Source organism: Pseudoalteromonas sp. 20-92 (assembly GCF_030847595.1).
GTDB lineage: Bacteria > Pseudomonadota > Gammaproteobacteria > Enterobacterales > Alteromonadaceae > Pseudoalteromonas > Pseudoalteromonas fuliginea.
Window position 1 is genome coordinate 34,227 of the sequence record NZ_JANJGQ010000022.1, and the last position, 24,761, is coordinate 58,987.

A 24,761-nucleotide genomic window follows, 5' to 3' on the forward strand; every position below is an offset into this window, starting at 1 on the left:
GTAAAGCTCAAATTATTAAGGTTTACTTTATTAGAACAACAAAGCTGATTTAGACGTCGCTAAATAACCTATCGCTAAAACAACAACGGTATTAATTACAATGTAAATAATTTTAGCAAGGGTGTTAGTTTGCTTTGAACTTTTAACCCCTATCGCAATATACACAACAACTAAAATTATCTTTTCTAACAACCATAGCTGCTCAAAAGGGTTAATTTTAGCCATAAAAACAAGTGTAAGAGCAGAAACCAACAGTAGTGTATCTATGCTATGACTACCAATAAGTACCAACTTATTCTTAGCTATTTTGCCACTACCAATTCGCGAAAAAGAGCGAACATAAAATAAAATAACACTGAGCATAGCAATTGCCATGTGTGAGTGCTTTACTGCTAAATAATCCATATGCCCCTGTACTTCTATATTTTTGATATTAATCTGGAAAACGAGTTAATACTATTTCTATTTCATTAAGCTTATCGTTAAGCACTTCAACAAGTTTAGGCTCAAAATGCGATCCTTTTTGTGAATTGATTTCATCAACCACTCGTTGCAGTGACCAAGGCTCTTTATAACAGCGTTTATGGCGAAGTGCATCATAAACGTCAGCAAGAGAGACTATTCGGCCAAATACATTTATTTCTTCACCTTTCAATCCATTCGGATAGCCAGAGCCATCCCATTTTTCATGGTGTTCTTTTGCTATAATTGCACCAGCACTAACAATTTCCCTCGGTGAATCTTTTAAAATGCTATAACCTTTATCTGTGTGGGTTTTCATCACTTCCCACTCTTGGCCGTCGAGCTTTCCTGGTTTATTTAAAATAGCATCCGGTATACCTACTTTTCCAACATCATGCAAAGGCGATGCTAATCGAACTAAATCGGCTTCTCGCTTAGATAAGCCATAACCCTCAGCCAATATATGACAAATATTAGCCACACGCTTAACATGATTACCTGTTTCACTTGAGCGCTGCTCTACCGCTTCACTCAATCTATAAACTAATTCCTGCTGAGTTGCTTCTATTTCTGATTGTAACTGCACATTTTCAAATGCTAATTGCACATTTTGCGAAAAAATCTCAATTAAATGACGTTGCGTATCCGTTAATAATTTTGGGATACCTGATATAAATAACATTGAGTTATGATTATATTGACTACTGCAGTAAGCAAATAGGTAATTATCTTTATATACGATTGTTTTGTCACTTAATGCTTGTTGACACGCTGCAAGTTGTTCACTTTTAAGAACCAGCTCTAACTCTTTTCCTTCACTTTGTTCAAAGTCCCCTGTACCTGAACGAACAATAAGCTTTTTGTTATTGTTTTCTTCTGGATTTTGAGCAACTAATGTAGTGGCGTACATTGCTTGATCTGCAATACCTAATAACGAGGTAAGTTGCTGCATTACGCCCTCAGTGAAACTATCTATTGAATGAGCCGAAAATATATCCCTTGAGGCTTTTATTATTTTCTCTAGCCCTTCGCGTGATTGTTCAATAGAAATAATATCGCGATATGAACGAAGACTAGACATAATAACAGTGAATAGTTTTTGCGCCGTTAATTCCGTTTTCGATTTATAATCATTAATATCATAATCAACAATAACTTGTCTCTCAGGTGCTTGACCCGGTTGACCCGTTCGTAAAATAATTCGAATATGATTGTTTTTAGCTGTTTCACGAATGTATTTAGCGACTTGCAAACCCGCATCATCCGTTTCCATTACTACATCAAGCAAAACTATGGCGGCATCAGAATGCTCGTCTATTAACTTTTTCGCTTCTGCACCAGAGTATGCACTTACAAACTCCAATCGTTTATTTTGAAAATCAAAATCACTTAATGCCAATTTTGTTACAGCATGAACCTCAGGTTCGTCGTCAACGATTAATACTTTCCAGGTGCCCTGTTCTATTTTACTAACAGGCTCTTGAGGCTCATCTGAAAATAAGAAATCATCCATCATAGCTAAAATTTCCTCGCAGCATTTTTTAATACACAAGTAGACAATTTTTACTATTTAAGGCCACTGTGCGAGCGTTACACGGTCATTATTACCAAGGTCTTTCACTGTTTTAATATTAACAAACGCCATTTTTTCAAAGAAATGACGAACAGCTTCACCTTGCTCAAAACCGTGTTCTATTAAAAGATAGCCATTAGATAGCAAATAGTCACGTGATTGTGTAATTATTTGTTTAATATCAGACATTCCGCAATCATCAGCCACTAATGCCGATAAAGGCTCAAAACGCACATCGCCCTGATTTAAATGTACATCGTTGCTTTCGATGTAAGGTGGGTTTGTGACTATTAGGTTAAACTTTTCACCGTGCAACTCACTAAACCAGTTGCTTTGTTTAACGTGCACATTATTAATTGCCAATCGCTGCTGGTTACGTGTAGCAAGTGCAACGGCATCGCTTACTCTATCTACTGCAATAATTTGCCAATCAGGCATTTCACTACCCAGTGCCAACGCAATTGCACCAGTACCCGTGCCTAAATCAAGTACTTTAGCTGTAGCAGGAAAAGCCACTTCAAGTGCTTGCTCTACTAATGTTTCAGTATCAGAGCGAGGTATTAAGGTTGTTGCGTTAACTTCAAGCGATAAACTCCAAAACTCACGTTGCCCTGTAATATGTGCAACAGGTTCACCGTTTAAACGTCGTTGGCAAAATGTATTAAATTGCTGTTGTTGCTTAGCGTTAAGTTCATGCTCTGGCCAAGTAAAAAGGTAACTGCGAGGTTTTTGAAGAATATGTAGAAGTAAAACTTGTGCGTCTAATTTAGCACTTTCGCTGCTAGGTGCTAATAAATTAGCGCCTGCAGCAATTGCTTGTTCAAGAGTTTGGCTCACGATTACTCGTCGCCCATAGCCGCTAATAAGTCAGCTTGATACTCTTGCATTAATGGGTCAATAACGCAGCTTAAATCACCCGCTACCACTTCGTTTAAACGATAAAGTGTTAAGTTAATGCGGTGATCGGTAATACGACCTTGCGGGTAGTTATAAGTACGGATACGTTCAGAACGATCGCCACTACCAACTAAGTCACGACGTTCAGATGCTTCTGCCGCATGGCGCTTTTCATCTTCAGCTTGTTGCAAACGTGCTGCAAGTACTGACATCGCTTTAGCGCGGTTTTTATGCTGCGAACGCTGATCCTGACACTCAACCACAACACCGGTAGGTATATGTGTAAGTCGAATAGCAGAATCGGTTTTGTTAACGTGCTGACCACCTGCGCCTGATGCACGAAATGTATCAACTTTTAAATCTGCGGTATTAATTTGTATCGCTTCGGCCTCTGGTACTTCCGCCATTACCGCAACAGTACACGCAGAGGTATGCACTCGCCCTTGTGATTCAGTTTCTGGCACACGTTGTACACGGTGTACACCTGACTCAAACTTTAATTGACCGTAGACGCCTTCGCCACTGATATTCGCAATCACTTCTTTGTAACCACCGTGCTCACCTTCATTGGTGCTCACAACTTCTACTTTCCATTTTTTAGTTTCTGCATAGCGGCTGTACATACGGAATAAATCGCCAGCAAAAATAGCCGCTTCATCACCGCCTGTTCCAGCGCGTACTTCAACAAACACGTTATTGTTATCTCGCGGATCTTTTGGCAACATTAATACTTGAATTTGATCTTCAATTACCAAAATTTGTGCTTTAGCTTCTTTATATTCTTCTTGCGCCATTTCACGCATTTCAGGGTCAGAATCTTTAAGCATCTCTTCTGCACTGGCTAAATTGTCTTGCGTTTTTTTATAAGTTAAAAACGTTTTTACAATCTCTTCAAGCTCGGAGTATTCTTTTGAAAGCCCACGAAAACGATTTTGATCACTAATGACCGACGGGTCGCTTAGCAGCGCTTGTACTTCTTCGTAACGCTCTACTAAGGTTTCTAATTTATTATAAACAGACTCTTTCATTTAACGGTTATTCCTGATCAATACCTAACATTTTTTTCAACTGGTTTAGCTGCGCCACTTCACCTTTTTTCGCTGCATCTTGTATTGCACGGGTAGGCGCGTGCATTAAGCGATTGGTTAATTTATTGGCCAACTCTAAAATTACTTTTTCTGCGTCTTTACCACTAGAAAGTTGACTAACGGCTCTTTCCACTAATTCCGACTTTATTGTTTGTACATCATTTCGATAATGGCGAATTAAATCTACCGAATCGAGTGAGCGCATCCACATTGCAAATTCTTTGGTGCGTTCAGTGATAATTATTTGTGCTTGTTCAGCCGCTTGTTCTCGTGCCGCCATATTCTCGCTTACAATGGTTTGTAAGTCATCAACGGAATATAAATAGGCTGCATCAAGTTCTCCTACCTGGCTTTCTATATCGCGTGGAACCGCAATATCAATAAATAGCATAGGTTTATGGCGTCGCTGTTTAAGCGCTTGCTCAACAACCCCTTTACCAATAATTGGTAATGTACTGGCGGTAGAACTAATCACGATATCCGCTTTATATAAACGTTCAGGCAGTTGCGCTAATGCAATAACATCCGCAGACACTTCATCAGCTAAGCTACGCGCTCGTTCAATTGTTCTATTGGCAACGGTGATATTTTGCGGCTCATTTTGGTATAAGTGTTTAGCTACCAGTTCAATTGTTTCGCCTGCACCAATTAATAAAACATTGGTTTTGTCGAGTTTGCCATAAATATGTTTTGCCAAGTTAACGGCGGCAAACGCCACTGAAACAGCGCTTGCACCAATGTTGGTTTCTGTACGAACTTCTTTAGCAACCGAAAATGTTTTTTGAAACAACCGATCAAATGTAACACCTACAGCATCATGCGTTTTGGCGCTATTGTAGGCTTGCTTAATTTGCCCTAAAATTTGCGGTTCACCCAAAACTAAAGAGTCTAACCCGCAAGCAACACGCATTAAGTGCTTTATTGCCTCGTTATTTTCATAGCAATATATATTCTTAATCAGTTCAAGTTCATCCAAACCATGGAAACTGGCAAGCCAACTCAACAGTGTTTGGGAATTTTGCTGAGCAAGGCTACAATAGACTTCAGTTCGATTACAGGTAGAAACAATTACAGCTTCATTAAAGTCGGCGTGGCCACTTAATTGTTGCAACGCCTCTGAAATTTGCTCAGGCGAAAAAGCCACTTTCTCACGTAATTCTACGGAAGCGGTTTTGTGATTAATACCGAGTGCTATTATGGTCATATGTGCCAAATATTGCTGAGCCCTACTTTAAAGGCGGCAATTTTATCAAAAATCAGCGGAATATGGAAAGTAAGGAACAACATTTGATTCGACAATATTTTATTTTACTCATGTTTTTTTTATTTTTAGGCGGTTGCGCCCAACAAATAACATCTAAAACAATACTTTATGAAAATTGGAAAGCTCACCTAGCAGATCAAAAAACTTGGCATGTAAAAGGTAAATTGGCTTTTATAAGCCCAGATGAGCGCCAATCTGCAAATTTAAATTGGCAACAAACCAAAAACAATAACAATTTAGTGCTTACCTCATTTATTGGTACGCGTATTTTGCAACTCAAACAAACAAGCGAAGGCGCAGAACTAGAATTTGATGACGATAAGTATTACGACACAAATGCCGCACAACTTCTTAAGCGTTTAACTGGTTTTACTCTCCCTGTTAATAATGCTGAAAATTGGTTAAAAGGCACAATTGACGCGCAAAGTTTAAAAGTCGATGAACTTGGTCGTGCCACACAAGTACTGTGGTTCGATGACATAGGTAAAAAGTGGCAAATAGAGTATGCCAGCTATATACAAAGTGCAGGATATTGGCTGCCAACAAAAATAACATTAAAACACCAAAAAATTAAAATCAAAATTCAACTCTACGATTGGCAATTTAATTAAATATGAATAACACGACGTCTTTTACACTTATTGCTCCGGCAAAACTCAACTTATTTTTACACATTAATGGCCGCCGTGAAGATGGCTATCATGAGTTAGAAACGTTATTTACTTTTTTAAATTTTGGTGACGAACTGACTTTTGAGCTGATAGATACACCCGACATTTTTATAACAGGTGACACTAAAGGCATACCATTAACCGATAATCTAATCTATAAAGCCGCTTTATTATTAAAAACTCAGAGTAAAACACGACTGGGTGTAAAAATAAATTTAATAAAACGTTTACCAATGGGTGGCGGTGTTGGTGGTGGTTCGTCTGATGCTGCGACCACGTTATTGGCCTTAAATAAACTGTGGAAAATTGATCGTAGTTTAGATGAATTAGCACGTTTAGGGTTACAACTAGGGGCTGATGTTCCTGTATTTGTTCGAGGTCAAAGCGCCATAGCACATGGGATTGGCGAAGAATTACACCAGGTAGCACTTGAGCAAAAATGGTACTGCGTCGTACACCCAAATCAACATGTAAGTACAGCTACAATATTTACGCATCCGGATTTAAAACGCGATACACCAAAAATTTTAGGCGATTGGAAACACCATACTTTGACCAACGATTGTGAGCCTTTAGTTAAAAAGCTCTGTCCCGAGGTTGAAAAGACCCTCCAGTGGTTGCTAAAATACGCTCCGTCGAAGATGACCGGAACAGGTTCATGTTGTTTTGTAGAATTTGCGAGTCAAGTTCAAGCACAAGATGTACTTGCTAATCTCCCCCATACTTGGCAGGGATTTATCGCCTCAAGCGTTAATATCTCCCCTGCTCATACGGAGTTAGCCGCCATATTCGATCAATGAAGTAACGTACAAGTAATAATAAGTTAACTTGCAGTGGTATTTATCATTGCCCGTTAGTCCAAAATTTCAGTGCCTGAGGAACCCAACCGTGCCTGACATGAAGCTCTTCGCTGGTAACGCAACACCTGAGTTAGCTCAAAAAGTTGCAAAACGTTTATATATTGAATTAGGCGATGCTGTTGTTGGCCGTTTTAGCGACGGTGAGATCAGTGTTCAAATAAATGAAAATGTTCGTGGCTCGGATGTTTTTATATTGCAATCAACCTGTGCCCCTACAAACGATAACCTTATGGAACTTATCGTTATGGTTGATGCACTACGTCGTGCATCTGCAGGTCGTATTACTGCCGTCATTCCTTATTTTGGTTATGCCCGTCAAGATCGTCGTGTACGTTCTGCTCGTGTACCAATTACTGCTAAAGTTGTTGCAGATTTCTTATCAAGCGTTGGTGTTGACCGTGTTCTTACGGTTGATTTACACGCAGAGCAAATCCAAGGCTTCTTTGATGTTCCAGTGGATAACGTATTCGGTAGCCCTGTATTACTTGAAGATATGAAAGAGCGTCATTTTGATGATGTTGTGATTGTATCTCCAGATATTGGTGGTGTTGTACGAGCTCGCGCTATTGCAAAATTACTAAATGATACTGATTTAGCTATTATTGATAAACGCCGCCCACAAGCAAACGTTTCTCAAGTAATGCATATTATTGGTGACGTTGAAGGCCGTGATTGTATTATCGTCGATGATATGATTGATACCGGTGGTACCTTATGTAAAGCAGCTGAAGCACTTAAAGAACATGGTGCAAAGCGTGTATTTGCTTATGCTACCCACCCGATTCTTTCAGGTAAAGCAGCAGAAAATTTACGTGACTCAGTAATTGATGAAGTTATTGTAACTGACTCAATTCCATTATCTGAGGAACTTAAAGCCCTTGATAAAATTAAGGTATTAACGCTTGCAGATATGTTAGCGGAAACTATTCGTCGTATTAGTAACGAGGAATCTATTTCAGCGATGTTCGAGCACTAAAATCAAACATTTCTGAATATAAAAGCGCCTTTAGGCGCTTTTTTTGTAAGCGATGTATATTTTAAAATCGTGTGGTGGTATGATAGCGCGCCTTTTGGCTGGGGTCCTTGGTCGCAAAGGCCCTACACATTTAATTATTGGAGACATCATGTCTAACAAAACTTACACTTATAACGCTGAACTTCGCGTAGAAACTGGTACTGGTGCGAGCCGCCGCCTACGTCGCGAAGACAAAGTTCCAGCAATCCTTTACGGAGCTGATAAAGAAGCTTTATCACTTACTTTTGCTCATAAAGATATGATCAAAGCACAAGAAGACGAAGGCTTTTACACGCATATCCTTACGCTTAACGTAGATGGCGAAGCTGTTGAAGTAATCTTAAAAGATATCCAACGTCACCCATTCAAGCCTAAGCTTACTCACCTTGATTTCCAACGTGTAGATGCTACTCATAAATTTCAAACTAAAGTTCCTCTACACTTCATCGGTGAAGAGATTGTAACTAAAGCTGGCGCAACTGTTGTTCACCAGTTAACTGAAGTTGAAATTACGTGTCTTCCAAAAGCACTTCCAGAATTCATTGAAGTAGATGTTTCTAAGTTTGTTGTTGGCGATTCTGTTCATATTTCTGACCTTACTTTCCCTAAAGGCGTTAGCTCTGTAGATTTAGGTAAAGGCGAAGGCCATGATCAGTCTATCCTGACTATCAAAGCAAACAAAGCAGCTCCAGTTGAAGACGACGCTGCAGCAGCAGAATAATTTTTAAGGTCTCGCAACCTTGAATTCTATTCAAATGCTTGTGGGCCTGGCTAATCCAGGCCCCGAATACGCAAACACACGCCACAATGCAGGTGCTTGGTTTATCGAGCAAATCGCTGCACGCTATAACTGCACTCTAAAACACGATCCTAAGTATCACGGCCTTACAGGTAAAGTGATAATTCAAGGCCAAGAATTCAAATTATTGATCCCCACTACTTACATGAATTTAAGTGGTAAAGCGGTCAGTAGTTTAGCTAATTTTTTCAAAATCCCTGTCGAGGACATTTTAGTTGCCCATGACGAATTGGATTTAGACCCAGGCGTTGCCAAATTAAAAAAAGGCGGCGGGCATGGCGGTCATAATGGTTTAAAAGACATTATTGCAAAAATGGCAAATCAAAAAGACTTTATGCGCTTGCGCATTGGTGTAGGTCATCCGGGGCATCGTGAAATGGTAACTGGTTGGGTGCTTGGAAAAGCGGCCAAAGAAGACCAAGAAAAAATGGATGCTGCTGTTGATGAAGCAGTTCGTTGCATGGAAATACTTGCAAAAGATGGTGTGTTAAAAGCACAAAACAGACTACATTCGTTTAAACCCTAGTAACTTGGGTCCAAGTACACCGTTTAAACGAATTCTAAACAAGGTATCTTACTATGGGTTTTAAATGTGGCATCGTTGGCTTGCCTAACGTTGGTAAATCAACGCTTTTCAATGCACTAACTAAAGCGGGTATTGAAGCCGCTAACTTTCCTTTTTGTACCATTGAGCCTAATACAGGTGTGGTACCTGTGCCAGATCCTCGTCTAGACGAACTTGCTAAAATTGTTAATCCTCAACGAATTCTTACCACTAGTATGGAATTTGTAGACATTGCAGGATTAGTAAAAGGCGCATCTAAAGGTGAAGGCCTTGGTAACCAGTTTTTAGCTAATATTCGTGAAACCGATGCAATTGGCCACGTAGTTCGCTGTTTTGAAGATGAAAACATCATCCACGTAGCAGGTACTATTGACCCTGCTGACGATATTGACGTAATCAACACTGAGTTAGTACTTGCTGATATGGATAGCGCTGAAAAAGCCCTTTTCCGTAATGCAAAAAAAGCAAAAGGTGGCGATAAAGACGCTAAAGAGCAAAATGCTGTCCTTGAAAAAGTAAAAGTACATCTTGATGAAGGCTTAACTTTACGTGGTCTAGCACTTACTAAAGAAGAAAAAGCAGCAATCAGCTCTATTAACTTCTTAACGATTAAACCAACAATGTATATTGCAAACGTTGCTGAAGATGGTTTTGAAAATAACCCATACCTTGATCGTGTACGCGCTATTGCTGCAGCTGAAGATGCGATTGTTGTTCCTGTATGTGCCGCTATCGAGTCTGAACTTTCAGAGCTAGATGACGAAGACAAGCTTGAGTTTATGGCTGATCTTGGTCTAGAAGAGCCAGGTCTTAACCTTGTTATTCGTGGTGGTTATGAATTACTACAGTTACAAACTTATTTCACAGCTGGCGTAAAAGAAGTGCGTGCATGGACAATCCCTGTAGGTGCGACAGCGCCACAAGCAGCGGGTAAAATCCATACTGACTTCGAGCGTGGCTTTATTCGTGCGCAAACTATTGCTTTTGACGACTTTGTTGCCTTTAAAGGTGAGAGTGGCGCAAAAGAAGCAGGCAAGATGCGTCAAGAAGGTAAAGAGTACATTGTTAAAGATGGCGATGTAATGAACTTCTTGTTCAACGTATAAGTACAAATTAAACCAATTTAGATTGGTAATAATTTTTAAAGGCTCGTTTTTACGAGCCTTTTTTGTACCCTCAGCTTTATAAACTTATAAAATTGATGTAATCACAAGCTAAAAGTCAGCGTTTAATCTAAAAAATACACAGCGGCGAAGATTTAACCTCAATAAAAAATACCTCATCGACAAGTTAATGTTAAGTCCCTAACAATTTGTTTAATTATCAAACAGTTTTAAATTGCAGGCTTTTGCTCTTTTTTATTTAACTGTAAATTTTGTATGTGAATTGTAGTCAAAAAATCATCATTTTTATTAAAAGTTAGCCGCTTAGCTTAATTTTCCTGCAAACAAACACTGTTAAGTGTTTTTTTGCAAAAAAGGTGTTGACGAATTTGGGTCATATCAGCATAATACGCCCCGCACTCAGCGATGAAGTGCTAACAAAAAAAGATGGCTAAGTAGCTCAGCTGGTTAGAGCACATCACTCATAATGATGGGGTCACAGGTTCAAATCCCGTCTTAGCCACCATTATTTTTTTGTTGCTCAATGAAGAGTTTAAAATAACTACCTTGTGTGCGGGAGTGGCGGAATTGGTAGACGCGCTGGATTTAGGTTCCAGTATCTTAGGATGTGAGAGTTCAAGTCTCTCCTTCCGCACCATAATTCTTGATAAGAATTAAAACTATCAATTGTTATTGTTGGGATATCGCCAAGCGGTAAGGCACCAGGTTTTGATCCTGGCATTCCCAGGTTCAAATCCTGGTATCCCAGCCAACAATGGCTAAGTAGCTCAGCTGGTTAGAGCACATCACTCATAATGATGGGGTCACAGGTTCAAATCCCGTCTTAGCCACCATTTCTTATTTTAGAAGTGGCTCTGCAAGAGTTAAATTGCACTCAATGAAGAGTTTAAAATAACTACCTGTGTTTTATTACACAAACGATGCGGGAGTGGCGGAATTGGTAGACGCGCTGGATTTAGGTTCCAGTAACTTCGGTTGTGAGAGTTCAAGTCTCTCTTTCCGCACCATTTCTTGATAAGAAATAAAATTATCAATTAATTCTTTGTTGGGATATCGCCAAGCGGTAAGGCACCAGGTTTTGATCCTGGCATTCCCAGGTTCAAATCCTGGTATCCCAGCCAACTTCTTCTACAAAGGAAAGTTGGACATAAAGAATAGCTCTGCTTAGAGTTTAAATGAGCAAATTGTTGATGCGGGAGTGGCGGAATTGGTAGACGCGCTGGATTTAGGTTCCAGTAACTTAGGTTGTGAGAGTTCAAGTCTCTCCTTCCGCACCATGTTCTTGATACGAACTAAACCTATCAAATAATTCTTTGTTGGGATATCGCCAAGCGGTAAGGCACCAGGTTTTGATCCTGGCATTCCCAGGTTCAAATCCTGGTATCCCAGCCAACTTCTTCTACCAAGGAAAGTTGGATAAAAGAATAGCTCTCGCTTAGAGTTTAAATGAGCAAATTAGTGATGCGGGAGTGGCGGAATTGGTAGACGCGCTGGATTTAGGTTCCAGTAACTTAGGTTGTGAGAGTTCAAGTCTCTCCTTCCGCACCATGTTCTTATTAAGAACTAAAACTAATGCAAATTTATAGTTGGGATATCGCCAAGCGGTAAGGCACCAGGTTTTGATCCTGGCATTCCCAGGTTCAAATCCTGGTATCCCAGCCAATTTGTTAAACTACCCCACCTATTTCTTCATTTAAGTACTTCAGTATAAAATCATTAATTTTAATAGGTTTGCTATAATAATACCCTTGTAAATAATCACATTTCATTGCTGTGAGTGTATTTCTAAGCGCTTTATTTTCAATGCCCTCTGCCACTACTTTACAATTAAGTCTGCTAGCTAAAAATAACGTTGATTCTACAATCGCATAGTCAGCGGGTTGTGTTAGCATATCTTTAATAAATGACCGGTCTATTTTTATTTGGTTGATTGGTAACTCTCTTAGTAATGATAACGAAGAAAATCCAGTCCCAAAATCATCTACACTAAACTCAAAGCCGCGGTCGTTAAGCTTGTACATCATAGTGCGAGCGGCTTCTATATTTGTCATCATAGCACCCTCTGTGATTTCAAAAATTATTGAGTCACTCAACGTCGGATCGACACTGATTAATTGCTCAATAAGCTCATAAAAATCTTGGCTCTCTAAATCCCTTGTTGATAAATTTACGTGAATAGCCCCGATAAACCCCAAAGCTTTTAACGATTTTAAATGATTTATAGTTTCTAACACCACCCACTTGGAAATATTTAAAATTAACCCCATTTGCTCAGCTGTTTTAATAAACACCTCAGGGCTAATAAATGAACCATCACTTTGTGGCCAGCGTATTAATGCTTCAGCTCCATGCATTTCATTAAGGTTAGAAGAAAATATTGGTTGTAAATAAAGCTCAAACTCTTCATTTTTCAATGCTTGCTTTATAAGTAAGGACATATCAAATAAATTATCCGCCCTAATGCTCAAATCCTTAAAATAAATAACAATCTGTTGCTGTGTCTTTTTTGCTTCATGCAGCGCTAAATCAGCCTGTTTGAATAGTTCGTTAGTTTGCATACTATGTTTGGGGTAATAGCTCACTCCAATTCTTAGCTTAACGCGTATAGTTTGTTCATAAATTAAAAAAGGTTTTTGTACTGACTTATTTATTAATTGAATACATAAATCATACTTATCCTGAGTGGCTGAGTTTAAAAGCAATGCAAATTCATCTCCCCCAATTCTATATAACTTAGCAATCTCGGATAAGTGTTGGCTTAATGTTTTGGAAAATGCACACAACAACAAATCCCCAAAATTATTTCCATAAGTATCGTTTACACGTTTAAAGTTATTTAAATCTATTAAAAACAAAATGAAAGGTTGGTTATATTCTATGTTCTCATTGAGTACATTAAAGAATTTTTTACGTTTAGGTAGGTTAGTTAAACTATCGTGTTCAGCTAGAAATTGTTGGTGTTGAGCTGATCGCTCTAGCTCTAAGATACTTTTGAGGCTTAACCTAACAACTAAATACACAAATGTGCCGCCACCAACTAAAATAAATGAAACACTAGTTGTTACAAACGGTTCACCACCATAAAAAGCAAAATAATAAAGTACCCAACAGTAGCCAAAAATAAACAGCACAATTAAAATAAGCAATAAGCTCCATGCAAACCGATTCGTTTTTTTGCATACTTGTATTGTTGGTTTGATACTTACAGTTAACAGTAATATCCCTACTATAATCATAAAAATAAATGGCTTATCCACAGACACTCTTTAAATGCAATTTGTTATACATTTAGTATGGCTAATAAATCTAATAACGAAATAAAATACATTAAAAAGCTCAGGGTAGCCCACTTACCAAATATGATTGTTGTTTTATGAAGAGGTTATAACTTTTAAGGGCGCGATTAACAGCATTGTTAATCGCTTTATTAGGGGGGTAATCTTTTTAGAAACTAACTTAGCTCTCCGCTAATGGCATATTTTAACACCCAGTTTTTTATTGGCCCTGTATTATTAGCCATTTTTAAAAACTGGCTACGTGCCCATTTAAGCGGCGCTACTTGGTTAGAAAAGCCAAAGTAACAGGCATCCATCATGCTCATCATTAACAAATTAGCCTTACGGCGAGCTCGCTCATATTCTTTAAGCATTAACGGGCACCCTATATCTCCTGCATTGTCTAAAACCTCAGCAAGTGCCACTACGTCCTGAAAACCTAAATTTACACCCTGCCCTGCAAGCGGATTAATTGTATGTGCAGCGTCGCCCACTAAAACCAAACGCCCTTGCGAATAGTTGTTAGCATGTTGGCGAGTAAGCGGAAATATCGCATGGGTTTGTACTTCAAAGTCTCCAGCAAGCTCTGGAAATTTATTAAGTATGTGCGTTTTTAACTGAGTTGGGCTTAGCCCTTTAAATGCTTGCAGTGTATTTGCATCGTCATACCAAATTAAATTAGCGTACGGTGCCTGCATTGGCAAAAATGCGAGTGGCCCACTTGGCGTAAACTGCTGCCAGGTTTTAATTTGTTGCGGCGCATCGAGTTTAATTAACACCCCCATGCAATGCTGCTGGTACTGCCACCCCGTAATACCAATATTCGCCTTATCACGCAATTGCGACTGCCCACCATCGGCTGCAATTACTAAATCAGCGGTATAGGTTTGAGCTCCATACTCAAGCGTAATTAAATCACTGGTTTGCTCTATTTTAGTAATCGGTGTGGCTTGCTCAATAACTTCAATATTGTATTGTGCAAATTGCTGCCACAAACAGGCTTGAATTAAATTATTTTCAATCAAATGACCTAAATGCGTGGTGTTTATATCGGCGCAATCAAATAACAAATTGTCACCACCGCGCTCAAAAGCCTCTAATTGTTGATAAGGCGCTATGCGGTTTTGTCTTAAAAGCGGCATGGCACCTAATTCATCAAGCAAATTTTCTGAAAAACGATTAATAGCCGACACTCTAATATCCACCTTATCACTACTAAGAAGCTGTGATGGGTCTATTAGGTGTTTTTCGATTATTCGTACGCCAAAGCCTTGCTGAGCAAGCTTTATCGCCATAGCCGCGCCAACCATGCCCCCACCAACCACTATCACATTATTTTTAGTCATGTTTTTCATCATTTTATTATTACTTGAGTCTGTTTTGATTGTATCAAAATTAATTTGTTTTATACCAGAGGATATCCCTAACAGCACATTAAACTGGCCTCGTATTGATTTGAGATCACAAACATGAAAACTATACTTGGATCTGGGCGGGTATCCAGCTAAAATACGCGTCCTTTAAGTGAGCATGCTTGCTCCTTAATCCTGTTTCAAGCACATTTTTGTGCCACTATCGAATTGAACACGAGGCTATATTTCAATGAGCAAAAAGCTGCATATTAAAACCTGGGGTTGTCAGATGAACGAATACGACTCTCAGAAAATGGCTGAACTTTTAGATGCCACTAACGGCTACCAGCTAACTGAAGATGCAACAGATGCCGACGTAATCTTACTCAACACCTGTTCAATTCGTGAAAAAGCACAAGAAAAAGTATTTCACCAATTAGGTCGCTGGAAGTTATTAAAAGACGACAAGCCAGATTTAATAATTGGTGTAGGTGGGTGTGTTGCCTCACAAGAAGGTGATTCTATTCGCCAACGTGCGCCATTTGTAGATGTTATTTTTGGTCCGCAAACACTACATCGTTTACCAGAAATGATTAAACAAGTGCAAGGCGACAAAGGCTCATCGGTTGTTGATATTTCATTCCCAGAGATTGAAAAATTTGACCGCCTGCCAGAGCCAAAAGCTGATGGCCCATCTGCATTTGTATCAATTATGGAAGGCTGTTCTAAATACTGTACTTTTTGTGTTGTACCTTATACTCGCGGCGAAGAAGTTAGTCGCCCAGTCGATGACGTATTACTTGAAGTTGCACAACTTGCAGAGCAAGGCGTACGTGAAGTAAATCTTTTAGGTCAAAACGTAAACGCATACCGCGGCGACACGCACGATGGTGAAATTTGTTACTTCTCTGATTTAATTCGTCTTATTGCAGCTATTGATGGTATTGACCGTATTCGTTACACCACATCGCACCCAGTAGAATTTACCCCAGACATCATTGAGGTTTACGCCGATGTACCAGAGCTTGTAGATCACTTACACCTACCAGTACAAAGTGGTTCAGACCGTATATTAAACCTGATGAAACGTGGCCATACGGCAATTGAATACAAATCGACAATTCGTAAGTTACGTAAAATTCGCCCTAACCTAAGCATGTCGTCAGATTTCATTATTGGTTTTCCAGGCGAAAGTAAAGAAGACTTTGAAGCAACCATGAAGCTTATTAGCGACATTGGTTTTGATATGAGCTTTAGCTTTATTTACAGTGCGCGCCCAGGTACGCCAGCGGCAGATTTGCCAGATGACGTAACAGAGCAAGAGAAAAAAGAACGCTTATACTTACTACAAAACCGTATTACACAAATGGCGCAGCAAATTAGCCGTCAAATGTTCGATACAGAGCAACGTATCCTTGTTGAAGGTCCTTCTAAGAAGAACCCAATGGAATTACGTGGCCGTACCGAAAACAACCGTGTAGTAAACTTTGTTGGCCCGCACACAGTGATCGGACAGTTTGTTGATGTACGTATTACCGAAGCACTGCCTAACTCTTTACGTGGTGACTTAATTCGTACAGAATCAGAAATGAACTTACGACGTGAAGTCGCTCCTTCAGCTATTTTAACTAAAGCTGCAGCTGCAGAGCCAAAACCAGACACTGTTAACGAAATTGGCGTAGCTACTTTCGTTCCTTAGTCACACAATTAGCGCCAGTTAACGCTGGCGCAGTACGATAGGAAGCAATTTTGAGTAATCAGTTAAAAACGTTAGAGATTTATTTAGAACCTGCCGATAACAAACGCCTTTCTTCTTTATGTGGCCCGTTTGACGAAAACATCAAACAAATTGAACGCCACCTGGCTGTTGAAATAATTCACCGTGACAACTTTTTTAAAGTAACCGGTAAACTACACAACTGCGCCGGCGCTGTAGAAATCTTAAAAAACCTTTATGTTGATACTCAACCAGTGCGTGGTGTTTTAGGCGAAATAGAACCCGATGCCGTTCATTTAGCGATTACCGAATCAAAAGCCCTAGAGCAAGATGCATCAAGCAGCGCTTACGGCAAAGAAATGGTGATTAAAACCCGCCGTGGTGTTATTAAACCACGTAACGACAACCAAGGTGTTTATGTGGCTAATATTTTAAACCACGACATTACCTTTGGTATTGGCCCTGCTGGTACTGGTAAAACCTACCTTGCAGTTGCTGCCGCCGTTGACGCCCTTGAGCGCCAAGAAATACGCCGCATATTATTAACGCGTCCTGCTGTAGAAGCGGGCGAAAAGCTTGGCTTTTTACCCGGTGATTTAAGTCAAAAAATAGACCCATACCTGCGCCCTCTTTACGACGCTCTTTTTGAAATGCTAGGTTTTGAAAAAGTAGAAAAACTCATCGAAAAAAATATCATTGAAGTTGCCCCGCTTGCTTATATGCGCGGACGTACTTTAAACGATGCCTTTATTATTTTAGATGAAAGCCAAAATACCACCGCCGAGCAAATGAAAATGTTTTTAACCCGTATAGGGTTTAACTCAAAAGCGGTTATTACTGGCGATATAACACAGGTTGATTTACCTCGTGGTACACGTTCAGGTCTTCGCCATGCAATGGAAGTACTTGATGGCGTAAACGAAATTAGCTTTAACTACTTTAAAGCCCAAGACGTAGTACGCCACCCTGTTGTAGCTCGTATAGTTGAAGCCTACGAGCGTAACGACGAAAGCGAGCGACTAAAGCGCATTGAAAAGCAAAATGCAAAAGACGCACTTGCAGCTCTTCAACAGCCTACTACTAAAGAGTAATACTTTGACAACCGAACTTGATTTACAAATAGCCTGTGAGTTTGACAACCTCCCAAGCGAAGAACAATTTGCACTATGGGCCGACAAAGCCCTTAGCCAATACCGTGACGAGTCAGAACTCAGCATCGTTATTAGCGACGAAGCGCAATCGCAACAACTTAATAACGACTATCGCGGTAAAAATAAACCGACCAACGTACTGTCGTTCGAATTTGAAGCACCACCAGGAATAGATATTCCCTTAGTTGGTGATTTAATTATTTGCCCAGCCATCGTATTAGCTGAAGCAATTGAGCAAGAGAAGTCATTTCATGACCACTTTGCCCACATGGTTATTCACGGATGCTTGCATTTGCTTGGATTTGACCATATAAAGAGTGACGATGCTTTAGAGATGGAAAGCATCGAAAAGCAATTACTTGCAGAGCTAAACATAGCAGACCCATACCGGGACGATATTTAAATTAACGGAGCAATTAGACGCAATGAGCGACGGTAACTCGCAATCTAGCCAGGGTTCTTCTGGCAAAACGTGGTTGGGCAGAATAGCCCAAATGTTGCAAGGGGAACCCCAGAATAGAGAAGAGCTGGTCGAAGTTATTGCCGATGCGCAAGAACGAGACGTAATCGATCCTGAAACAAAAGAGATGATAGAAGGTGTGCTTGGCGTGTCTGAGCTTAAAGTGAGAGACATAATGGTTCCGCGCTCACAAATGATCACTCTTGAGATCGACAGCCCGCTTGAAGAGCTAATTCCAATGATGGTCGATTCAACTCACTCACGTTTTCCAGTGGTGATTGAAGACAAAGACCATGTAGAAGGTTTTTTACTCGCTAAAGATTTGCTACCGCTTATCTTAAATAAAGACGAGCACTTACCATCAATACGCGATTATTTACGCCCAGCTATGGTAGTGCCAGAAAGCAAACGTGTTGATACATTGCTAAATGAATTCCGTCAGCAGCGCTACCATATGGCCGTTGTTATTGACGAATATGGCGGCGTATCGGGCTTAGTAACGATTGAAGATATTCTTGAAATAATTGTTGGCGAAATCGAAGATGAGCACGACGAAGAAGAAGAACATCAAGATATTCGTCAACTTGCTAAACATGTTCACGTAGTGCAAGCACTCACACCTGTAGATGACTTTAACGAGCACTTTAAAACAGGTTACAGCACAGACGAAGCCGACACTATTGGCGGAACTGTACTGCACGCATTTGGCCACATGCCAAGCCGTGGTGAAACGATTGACATAGAAGGTTACCAATTTAAAGTAACCAACGCCGACAATCGTCGTATTTTGCAACTGCAAGTCACCGTTCCTAAGGCTGATGATAACGACAGTGAAGAAACTGCTAACTAGGCTTACCGTATTAGCAAAAGATAAAAAAGCATGGCTCGCACTCGTTGCGGGCCTTGTTTTAACTTTTGGCTATGCCCCCTTTGAAATTTGGCCCATCGTATTTATTAGCCTTGCAGCCATAATTTTTTGCATCAACCCAAATAATACCGGTAAAGCACACGCAAAAACCGCTGCTAAATATGGCTTTATATTTGGCCTGGGCTGGTTTGGTGCAGGTATAAGCTGGGTACATGTCTCTATTGCCACATTTGGCGGCATGCCGCTTATTGCGTCGCTCTCGTTAATGGCCTTACTGTGTTCATACTTAGCGTTATTTCCCGCACTTGCCTTTTGGGCAACTACTCGCTTTGCCACAGGCCCTAAAAGCTTTGGCGCATTACTAATTGCCAGCTTTGCAATTAGTGAGTATTTACGTGACACCGTACTTACCGGTTTCCCGTGGTTAAGTTTTGGCTACACACAAACCGATGGACCTTTAAGGTTGCTTGCCCCTTATATTGGCGAGTTTGGCTTAACACTTACTTGTGTCGCTATTGGCTTTGCACTGTATAGACTTACCCAAAAGGATTTTAAAACCCCGGCGGTTACTGCGACAGCTGTTGCGCTTATTTTTGCAGGCGCAAGCACCACCGGCAGTATTCATTACACTGATAAAAACATGTCAGTATTGCTCGTACAAGGGAACATACAGCAACACCTGCGCTTTGAGCCAAGTGAGTTTTGGACCACAATGAGCAAATACCAAGACATGACTCGTCCACATTGGGATGCCGATTTAATAGTATGGCCAGAAGCCGCAGTGCCTGAAATAGAAATGCTTGCTGATTCCTACCTAGCCAATTTAGACGGCGCCGCCTCGTTTAATCAAACCGCTCTTGTAACCGGTATTGTTGATTACCAGCGTGATACCAAAAATATCTTTAACACCTTAATTGTTGTCGGTAATAAAGAGCGCGCCGACGAGCACGGGCATTATCATTACCTTGATAAAAACCGCTATCAAAAACACCAGCTGTTACCTATTGGCGAGTTTGTACCGTTTCAAGACTTTTTGCGCCCTATTGCCCCATTATTCGATTTGCCTATGTCATCGTTTACCCGTGGCGACAAAGTGCAAAACAACTTGCGCGCCAATGGCTATAACTTACTCCCCGCTATTTGCTACGAAATTGTTTTTGCCGACTTAGTACGCGGTAATTACAAAAGTGATTCAGACCTACTCTTTACAGTAAGTAACGATGCCTGGTTTGGCGACTCCATTGGGCCTTTGCAACATATGCAAATAGCCCGCATGCGGGCGCTCGAACTACAGCGCCCTCTAGTGCGCGTTACCAACAATGGTGTAAGCGCCGTATACGACCCTATAAGCCACGCACAACAAACCATGCCACAGTTTGAAGCTACCATATTGAAAGCTAACATTAAGCTCATAAAAGGCGACAGCGTGTACAGCCAATACGGCAATGTGTTTGTATGGGGATTTGTGTTGTTGATGGGGGTTGTTGGATTTGGGGTTAGGTTGAGGGAGTAAGGACTGATAGCTTTCAGTAGGTAGCTATCAGTTTTTAAAACGAAATATACCTGACGCTAGTATTTCACCTTCATGAATATACAAAAGCTTATAACTTTAGTGTAGCTATAGCTTTATCTAATAGCCCTTGAAGTTCAGATTTCGATTGCTCATATTCATCAATATTAAGCTCACCCAATGTATTAAATTTATTCTGGATATATTTTTGGAAATATAAATTTTTGGTTAGCCTAATTTCGAGCAACTTTGATTCACGACTACTATAGTTATAATGCTTTAAGCTCTTTGCAATAAAGAAAAGTACATCATCTAATGATTCAATTAATACTTTTATTTGCTCATGAATATCTAGATAACTAGAGGTTAAATCAGCCCCTGCTTCCAATATTTTTATATGTTGAACCTTATATTCTCTCCAAATACTACCCAACTCTTCTATAAGCATTTGGTTTTCTATATCTATATCTTCTCGCTCAAACTCTTCAAGGTAATCAGAGTCAATACCGGTTTTGTTACATTTAAAACCACATGTTACCGTATGATAATTTGAAGCAATCATTACAAAATTACCACTCAAAAAACCCTTAAGTCTAGGTAAAGTATTTGTAATCATACCTATCCTTTCATTTAAACCTCTTAGCCTCAAGTATTCATGCCTAGTATAGAGAAGCGCAATTAGAGCTATAATCCCACCTAGAAAGCTACCAAAATTTGCAAATTTTTGCCCTAATCCCTGATCACCAAAAAATATTGTTATAGTCCCTGCCATCAAAAAGGTAATGGCTATTAGATAGATATAAATCTCCCAGTAAGGAGATTTCAAATCATCCATATATTTATCTAATTTCTTAAACATTAATGAACTCCCTTTGCTTTTTTTAATTACGTACCAAGGCTAACTCTACTTCGTATAGAAGATCCCTAAGCCCATAGTACCAACTAAGCGCTGCCACCGTGCCATGAGTTTCTTCTTCAAAGTAACGTTGATTTATATATAAACTGTTACTCGGGTGCGCTTTTAGTTTTTTAGCAAGCTCTAAGCCCCATTTATAATTAGCCTCTCCAATTTCACCAAAAGCTGCATTATTAGCAAAAGTAAAATATACATTGCCTTTAAGCTGCTTATTTATAAGCTGTTGCTCGTCAAAATAACGATTGAGATAATTATTATCCCAAAGGTAGGTTGCATCAATAATTAAGTAATCAGTAAATAAAGAGTGATTGGTAAGTAAAACATAGCTTGCGAACAAGCCACCGAAAGATTCCCCAATTAATACCCGCTTATTTGATGTACGGTAATTTTTATTAATGAAGGGAATAAGTTCTTTTTCAAAAAAAGCGGTGTAGTTTGCGGCATTGCCAATGTTTTCAAATTTTTCGAGTAGCTTACCGTTAAATGTCCAATCGACATTGGTAGGGGTAAAGTCGCGCTCTCTTATTGCATTTTTACTATTAGGAATAGCGACTATAATTGCTTGTTGTATTTGCTGCTCTAGCCGTTCTGTACTAAGTGCCTCTACTAGCCCGGCGACAGCTTTTAAATGTGTTGGGTCACCATCAAGCAGGTAAATAACAGGATATACTTGATTCGGGTTTTTACTGTAGCTTAGCGGTAAATAAACACTATAATTACGCTGTTCATTTAAAATACTAGATTTTAGCTGATAGGTTTTGGCTAAAATAATAGACTCTGAGGCATTTACATTTACATTTACTGTAAAAAATAAATATAAAAATATTATTGATAAGACTTTCATACATATCCTTGTATTAATAACAAACCAAGAAGGAACGTCTGGCCTTCTTTCAACAATCAAAACACTGCTTTTATTGCTAAGCAGCCAAGCTATTCCTTAATTCGTGACGTTAACTTTTTATATATTGCATCTTTATTACGCTTACCAATTGCCAGTACATAAACCACTACCTCGTTGTCAATAACTTCGTAAGCTAGGCGATACCCTGCCGTACGCAATTTTATTTTGTAAACATTATCGAAGCCGCGTAATTTAGAGGCTGGCACATGCGGATTATCTAAGCGCTCAGTAAGTTTCTTTTTAAACTGGCTTTTAAGTGGTGGCGCAAGTTTTTCCCACTCCTTTAAGGCTGCTGGTAAAAACTTTAGCTTATAAGTCATCTATACTAACTGCAATCGCTTGAGATAAATCGCCTCTGCGGCTCTCAACAACTTTAGTTAGTTCATAATCATCCAGTTGCTCCATAAGTAGCTCATACATTGCTGCAGGTACTAAGTAAGCAGCAGGCTTGTTATGATTTAATATGGCTATTGCAGCACCATCTGCTTCATTTAAAAGCGCTGTTGGATTTTTTTTAAGTTCTGAAATACTTGCCGAACAGTCAGCTAAAACTTTTCTCATAAAACACCAAAAAAGAACTAAATTAAGCCCTAATTTTAGACCTTTTTTTATTTATAGCTATTCTTTTTTATAATCTTGTTAGTTTTTTTACTCTTTCACTGCATCTATAACTGTTTCAACATCCACAACTTGATTCAAGTTACCTTTAATAACCACTGTCGCTGATATTTTATCTTGAATGGCTTGTCTGTTTGGATCCCAATATATCTGTAGAAAACCCAATAAGCCTGTGGCAAAGCCGGCACCGTAGCCGCCGTACCGGCCAAAACAATCTAATAAACCTAATGGCTCGCCGCTTAGGGCGACAACACGGATATTACAAACCTTTTTACCCGGTGTTTGGCCGCGCCAAAGTAGCGAGAACAACGTAAAATAAACAGCAGCCCAGCCAAACCCTAAGCCTAGGTCTTGAATAATGCCCTTGCTCCACTGCAAAATACTGTTTGTGGTTGTTTGTGCAGGTTTTTCTTCTATTAACTGTGCAGGCTTTATTTCGTTATTTTCACTGACCACTAATAGCTGTAAAAGTAGGGTAGCAAGTTGTGGGCTTTGTAGGTCGTCCATTTCTGCTAATTTGGGAACTTGCCCAATTAAATTATCAAACGCGTTTTGTTGGCAAGGTTGCTCACAGCTTTCATCGGCTGTTTGCGCTAAATAAGTATTTACCCGTTGTTTTTCTGTGGCGGAAAGCTGAACTTCATCTTGTATTTTTACGCCCTGAACAGCTAAACCTTGATCAGTGTTATCGTCTTCTAGGTAATCAATGCCAATTGAAAGCACAGTAAGTGCGCTTACAAATAAAATACTTGCTGCCGTTATTTTTAAGATTCTTCGCCACACATTCGACATTTTTGGAAGGTATTGCTGTGCCGTACCTTTATAAAAAGCCATTGCAGCAACAAACGCTATTAAAGCAGCGCTAAGCTTGGCTGCTAAAAATATCAGTGCAACATCAATAATAATAGCTAGTGCACGCCGGATTGGCGTAGCTAAAGGCAAGCCCAGTAAAGCACTGTCAATTTTAAAGGCGTAGGGGGTAATCACTTCTCTGGTTTCAGAATTTGATAATTCTAATTGTTCTATCTCTTTGGCTTTCATTTATTTTCTTGTTATTAAAATAGGTAACCCGGTTAACTTACGCGTTTTTTATTTTTTGCTCAACATTAACTTTTACCCCAGTTTACTAAAAGTATCGTCTCGGCTAATTGGATAAAAGGAAATATAAGCCTCAAATTACAAACATTAGGTTAACATCATTTACGAATGTACCTCTTGAACATATATTAATGCTCGAATTTCTTTCATCCTTAAAATTGAATCTGAAAAATTAAATAAGATATCGCTTCGAGGCTCACCTCTTGTTTCATCAGTAGGCAAAAGCTATGGTGAATATATTGAGAGCGCTTTGATACAAGAATTAAAACTAGCAAAACTATGGTCTGGCGTTGCAACAAAGCAAGTCTCGGGAAAAGTAATTGAGCAAGACATTGATGTAACAGGTTTCTCTGAAGGCAGTGCGTTTATAAAAGTTAAATTTACTGTATCAGATGGCGATATTACTTTATTTGATAAGGTAATATCTGCCGAACACACTTTCGACTCTTCTTTTCTCGGAGCAATTGCAATACCAAACGGGCAGCGAAGTTATGTAGAATTAGTTCAAAAATTGCTTACGAATCTATACGCTGATGAAGAATTTATAGCTTCAATAAAGTAAATAAATAAACTA

General features: G+C 39.5%; 24 protein-coding genes and 10 tRNA genes. 22 read left to right on the forward strand and 12 right to left on the reverse strand.

The window, feature by feature from the left end; all coding sequences use genetic code 11:
* Positions 1 to 30: 30 nt before the first annotated feature.
* Genes NRL14_RS16325 through hemA form a run of 5 tightly spaced genes read right to left on the reverse strand, consistent with a single transcriptional unit; the run spans position 31 to position 5,224 of the window.
* Entirely contained in the window at positions 31 to 405 is a 375-nt protein-coding gene (locus NRL14_RS16325) for a SirB2 family protein (RefSeq protein WP_007378114.1), read from the reverse strand.
* 28 nt (positions 406 to 433) lie between these two features.
* Positions 434 to 1,978, reverse strand: coding sequence for a DUF3369 domain-containing protein (locus NRL14_RS16330; protein ID WP_008138270.1), 1,545 nt, complete (start codon positions 1,976 to 1,978; stop codon positions 434 to 436).
* A 54-nt stretch (positions 1,979 to 2,032) separates the two neighbouring features.
* Positions 2,033 to 2,872, reverse strand: coding sequence for a peptide chain release factor N(5)-glutamine methyltransferase (prmC, locus tag NRL14_RS16335; RefSeq protein ID WP_306725144.1), 840 nt, complete (start codon positions 2,870 to 2,872; stop codon positions 2,033 to 2,035).
* Positions 2,873 to 2,874: 2 nt separating this feature from the next.
* On the reverse strand, positions 2,875 to 3,960 hold the full coding sequence (gene prfA / locus NRL14_RS16340) for a peptide chain release factor 1 (protein WP_306725145.1): 1,086 nt from the start codon (positions 3,958 to 3,960) through the stop codon (positions 2,875 to 2,877).
* Between the two features lie 7 nt (positions 3,961 to 3,967).
* Positions 3,968 to 5,224 (reverse strand): glutamyl-tRNA reductase, encoded by a 1,257-nt coding sequence (gene hemA, locus NRL14_RS16345; protein ID WP_007378118.1) that lies wholly within the window; start codon positions 5,222 to 5,224, stop codon positions 3,968 to 3,970.
* An 83-nt stretch (positions 5,225 to 5,307) separates the two neighbouring features.
* Between hemA and lolB the strand changes: the two genes are divergently transcribed.
* The 16 genes from lolB to NRL14_RS16425 all read left to right on the forward strand — a co-directional run bounded on the left by lolB (position 5,308) and on the right by NRL14_RS16425 (position 11,980).
* Positions 5,308 to 5,895 (forward strand): lipoprotein insertase outer membrane protein LolB, encoded by a 588-nt coding sequence (lolB, locus tag NRL14_RS16350; protein ID WP_149613573.1) that lies wholly within the window; start codon positions 5,308 to 5,310, stop codon positions 5,893 to 5,895.
* Positions 5,896 to 5,897: 2 nt separating this feature from the next.
* Positions 5,898 to 6,755, forward strand: a complete 858-nt coding sequence (ispE, locus tag NRL14_RS16355) for a 4-(cytidine 5'-diphospho)-2-C-methyl-D-erythritol kinase (RefSeq protein WP_306725146.1) — start codon at positions 5,898 to 5,900, stop codon at positions 6,753 to 6,755.
* A gap of 88 nt (positions 6,756 to 6,843) precedes the next feature.
* Positions 6,844 to 7,791, forward strand: a complete 948-nt coding sequence (locus NRL14_RS16360; RefSeq protein ID WP_007378121.1) for a ribose-phosphate pyrophosphokinase — start codon at positions 6,844 to 6,846, stop codon at positions 7,789 to 7,791.
* Between the two features lie 148 nt (positions 7,792 to 7,939).
* Positions 7,940 to 8,551 carry a 50S ribosomal protein L25/general stress protein Ctc gene (locus tag NRL14_RS16365; protein WP_033029113.1) on the forward strand — a complete coding sequence of 204 codons (612 nt, stop codon included), beginning with the start codon at positions 7,940 to 7,942 and terminating at the stop codon, positions 8,549 to 8,551.
* A gap of 19 nt (positions 8,552 to 8,570) precedes the next feature.
* On the forward strand, positions 8,571 to 9,155 hold the full coding sequence (gene pth / locus NRL14_RS16370; protein ID WP_002958548.1) for an aminoacyl-tRNA hydrolase: 585 nt from the start codon (positions 8,571 to 8,573) through the stop codon (positions 9,153 to 9,155).
* A gap of 53 nt (positions 9,156 to 9,208) precedes the next feature.
* Positions 9,209 to 10,300, forward strand: coding sequence for a redox-regulated ATPase YchF (gene ychF, locus NRL14_RS16375; protein WP_007378123.1), 1,092 nt, complete (start codon positions 9,209 to 9,211; stop codon positions 10,298 to 10,300).
* Positions 10,301 to 10,746: 446 nt separating this feature from the next.
* Positions 10,747 to 10,823, forward strand: a tRNA-Met gene (locus NRL14_RS16380).
* Positions 10,824 to 10,870: 47 nt separating this feature from the next.
* Positions 10,871 to 10,955 (forward strand) — tRNA-Leu (locus tag NRL14_RS16385).
* 39 nt (positions 10,956 to 10,994) lie between these two features.
* Positions 10,995 to 11,069 (forward strand) — tRNA-Gln (locus NRL14_RS16390).
* Positions 11,070 to 11,074: 5 nt separating this feature from the next.
* Positions 11,075 to 11,151, forward strand: a tRNA-Met gene (locus NRL14_RS16395).
* A gap of 89 nt (positions 11,152 to 11,240) precedes the next feature.
* A tRNA-Leu gene (locus NRL14_RS16400) sits at positions 11,241 to 11,325 on the forward strand.
* A 39-nt stretch (positions 11,326 to 11,364) separates the two neighbouring features.
* Positions 11,365 to 11,439, forward strand: a tRNA-Gln gene (locus tag NRL14_RS16405).
* A 71-nt stretch (positions 11,440 to 11,510) separates the two neighbouring features.
* Positions 11,511 to 11,595, forward strand: a tRNA-Leu gene (locus NRL14_RS16410).
* Between the two features lie 40 nt (positions 11,596 to 11,635).
* A tRNA-Gln gene (locus NRL14_RS16415) sits at positions 11,636 to 11,710 on the forward strand.
* 71 nt (positions 11,711 to 11,781) lie between these two features.
* Positions 11,782 to 11,866: transfer RNA gene (locus tag NRL14_RS16420), tRNA-Leu, on the forward strand.
* 39 nt (positions 11,867 to 11,905) lie between these two features.
* Positions 11,906 to 11,980, forward strand: a tRNA-Gln gene (locus NRL14_RS16425).
* A gap of 5 nt (positions 11,981 to 11,985) precedes the next feature.
* Here the strand turns inward: NRL14_RS16425 and NRL14_RS16430 are convergent.
* Entirely contained in the window at positions 11,986 to 13,575 is a 1,590-nt protein-coding gene (locus NRL14_RS16430; RefSeq protein ID WP_306725147.1) for a bifunctional diguanylate cyclase/phosphodiesterase, read from the reverse strand.
* Positions 13,576 to 13,769: 194 nt separating this feature from the next.
* Positions 13,770 to 14,951 (reverse strand): FAD-dependent monooxygenase, encoded by a 1,182-nt coding sequence (locus NRL14_RS16435; protein ID WP_306725148.1) that lies wholly within the window; start codon positions 14,949 to 14,951, stop codon positions 13,770 to 13,772.
* Between the two features lie 244 nt (positions 14,952 to 15,195).
* Here NRL14_RS16435 and miaB point away from each other — a divergent pair, with 244 nt between their 5' ends.
* From miaB to lnt, 5 genes are read left to right on the forward strand one after another with little or no spacing between them, the layout of a single operon-like run.
* A complete protein-coding gene (gene miaB, locus NRL14_RS16440) occupies positions 15,196 to 16,644 on the forward strand; it encodes a tRNA (N6-isopentenyl adenosine(37)-C2)-methylthiotransferase MiaB (RefSeq protein WP_033040983.1) in 1,449 nt (482 codons plus the stop codon).
* Between the two features lie 50 nt (positions 16,645 to 16,694).
* Complete coding sequence (locus NRL14_RS16445) at positions 16,695 to 17,753, forward strand: PhoH family protein (protein ID WP_096792757.1); 1,059 nt, start codon at positions 16,695 to 16,697, stop codon at positions 17,751 to 17,753.
* Positions 17,754 to 17,757: 4 nt separating this feature from the next.
* The gene (gene ybeY, locus NRL14_RS16450; protein ID WP_002958542.1) at positions 17,758 to 18,216 is read left to right on the forward strand and encodes an rRNA maturation RNase YbeY; all 459 of its coding nucleotides are present in this window, start codon (positions 17,758 to 17,760) and stop codon (positions 18,214 to 18,216) included.
* A 22-nt stretch (positions 18,217 to 18,238) separates the two neighbouring features.
* Entirely contained in the window at positions 18,239 to 19,123 is an 885-nt protein-coding gene (corC, locus tag NRL14_RS16455) for a CNNM family magnesium/cobalt transport protein CorC (protein WP_002958541.1), read from the forward strand.
* Complete coding sequence (gene lnt, locus NRL14_RS16460) at positions 19,104 to 20,654, forward strand: apolipoprotein N-acyltransferase (RefSeq protein WP_306725149.1); 1,551 nt, start codon at positions 19,104 to 19,106, stop codon at positions 20,652 to 20,654. The genes corC and lnt overlap by 20 nt, the downstream gene beginning before the upstream one ends.
* An 88-nt stretch (positions 20,655 to 20,742) precedes the next feature.
* Here the strand turns inward: lnt and NRL14_RS16465 are convergent, their stop codons facing one another.
* The 5 genes from NRL14_RS16465 to NRL14_RS16485 form a co-directional block, all read right to left on the reverse strand.
* Positions 20,743 to 21,510, reverse strand: a complete 768-nt coding sequence (locus NRL14_RS16465) for a hypothetical protein (RefSeq protein ID WP_165734813.1) — start codon at positions 21,508 to 21,510, stop codon at positions 20,743 to 20,745.
* Positions 21,511 to 21,532: 22 nt separating this feature from the next.
* Positions 21,533 to 22,411: an alpha/beta hydrolase gene (locus NRL14_RS16470; RefSeq protein WP_306725150.1), complete on the reverse strand. Its 879-nt coding sequence runs from the start codon at positions 22,409 to 22,411 to the stop codon at positions 21,533 to 21,535.
* A gap of 89 nt (positions 22,412 to 22,500) precedes the next feature.
* On the reverse strand, positions 22,501 to 22,791 hold the full coding sequence (locus NRL14_RS16475; protein ID WP_007378270.1) for a type II toxin-antitoxin system RelE/ParE family toxin: 291 nt from the start codon (positions 22,789 to 22,791) through the stop codon (positions 22,501 to 22,503).
* Positions 22,781 to 23,032, reverse strand: a complete 252-nt coding sequence (locus NRL14_RS16480) for a type II toxin-antitoxin system Phd/YefM family antitoxin (RefSeq protein WP_007378269.1) — start codon at positions 23,030 to 23,032, stop codon at positions 22,781 to 22,783. Before NRL14_RS16480 ends, NRL14_RS16475 begins: the two co-directional genes overlap by 11 nt.
* Before the next feature lie 87 nt (positions 23,033 to 23,119).
* Positions 23,120 to 24,130, reverse strand: coding sequence for an RDD family protein (locus NRL14_RS16485; protein WP_306725151.1), 1,011 nt, complete (start codon positions 24,128 to 24,130; stop codon positions 23,120 to 23,122).
* A 307-nt stretch (positions 24,131 to 24,437) separates the two neighbouring features.
* Here NRL14_RS16485 and NRL14_RS16490 point away from each other — a divergent pair, with 307 nt between their 5' ends.
* Entirely contained in the window at positions 24,438 to 24,749 is a 312-nt protein-coding gene (locus tag NRL14_RS16490) for a hypothetical protein (protein ID WP_007378267.1), read from the forward strand.
* Positions 24,750 to 24,761 lie beyond the last annotated feature (12 nt).

Excerpts from the sequence above, each read along its gene's own strand:
- NRL14_RS16325 (WP_007378114.1), bottom strand. The coding sequence starts at position 405 with ATGGATTATTTAGCAGTAAAGCACTCACACATGGCAATTGCTATGCTC.
- NRL14_RS16330 (WP_008138270.1), bottom strand. The coding sequence starts at position 1,978 with ATGATGGATGATTTCTTATTTTCAGATGAGCCTCAAGAGCCTGTTAGT.
- prfA (WP_306725145.1), bottom strand. The coding sequence starts at position 3,960 with ATGAAAGAGTCTGTTTATAATAAATTAGAAACCTTAGTAGAGCGTTAC.
- hemA (WP_007378118.1), bottom strand. The coding sequence starts at position 5,224 with ATGACCATAATAGCACTCGGTATTAATCACAAAACCGCTTCCGTAGAA.
- ispE (WP_306725146.1), top strand. The coding sequence starts at position 5,898 with ATGAATAACACGACGTCTTTTACACTTATTGCTCCGGCAAAACTCAAC.
- NRL14_RS16365 (WP_033029113.1), top strand. The coding sequence starts at position 7,940 with ATGTCTAACAAAACTTACACTTATAACGCTGAACTTCGCGTAGAAACT.
- ychF (WP_007378123.1), top strand. The coding sequence starts at position 9,209 with ATGGGTTTTAAATGTGGCATCGTTGGCTTGCCTAACGTTGGTAAATCA.
- NRL14_RS16435 (WP_306725148.1), bottom strand. The coding sequence starts at position 14,951 with ATGATGAAAAACATGACTAAAAATAATGTGATAGTGGTTGGTGGGGGC.
- miaB (WP_033040983.1), top strand. The coding sequence starts at position 15,196 with ATGAGCAAAAAGCTGCATATTAAAACCTGGGGTTGTCAGATGAACGAA.
- corC (WP_002958541.1), top strand. The coding sequence starts at position 18,239 with ATGAGCGACGGTAACTCGCAATCTAGCCAGGGTTCTTCTGGCAAAACG.
- NRL14_RS16465 (WP_165734813.1), bottom strand. The coding sequence starts at position 21,510 with ATGTTTAAGAAATTAGATAAATATATGGATGATTTGAAATCTCCTTAC.
- NRL14_RS16470 (WP_306725150.1), bottom strand. The coding sequence starts at position 22,411 with ATGAAAGTCTTATCAATAATATTTTTATATTTATTTTTTACAGTAAAT.
- NRL14_RS16475 (WP_007378270.1), bottom strand. The coding sequence starts at position 22,791 with ATGACTTATAAGCTAAAGTTTTTACCAGCAGCCTTAAAGGAGTGGGAA.
- NRL14_RS16480 (WP_007378269.1), bottom strand. The coding sequence starts at position 23,032 with ATGAGAAAAGTTTTAGCTGACTGTTCGGCAAGTATTTCAGAACTTAAA.
- NRL14_RS16485 (WP_306725151.1), bottom strand. The coding sequence starts at position 24,130 with ATGAAAGCCAAAGAGATAGAACAATTAGAATTATCAAATTCTGAAACC.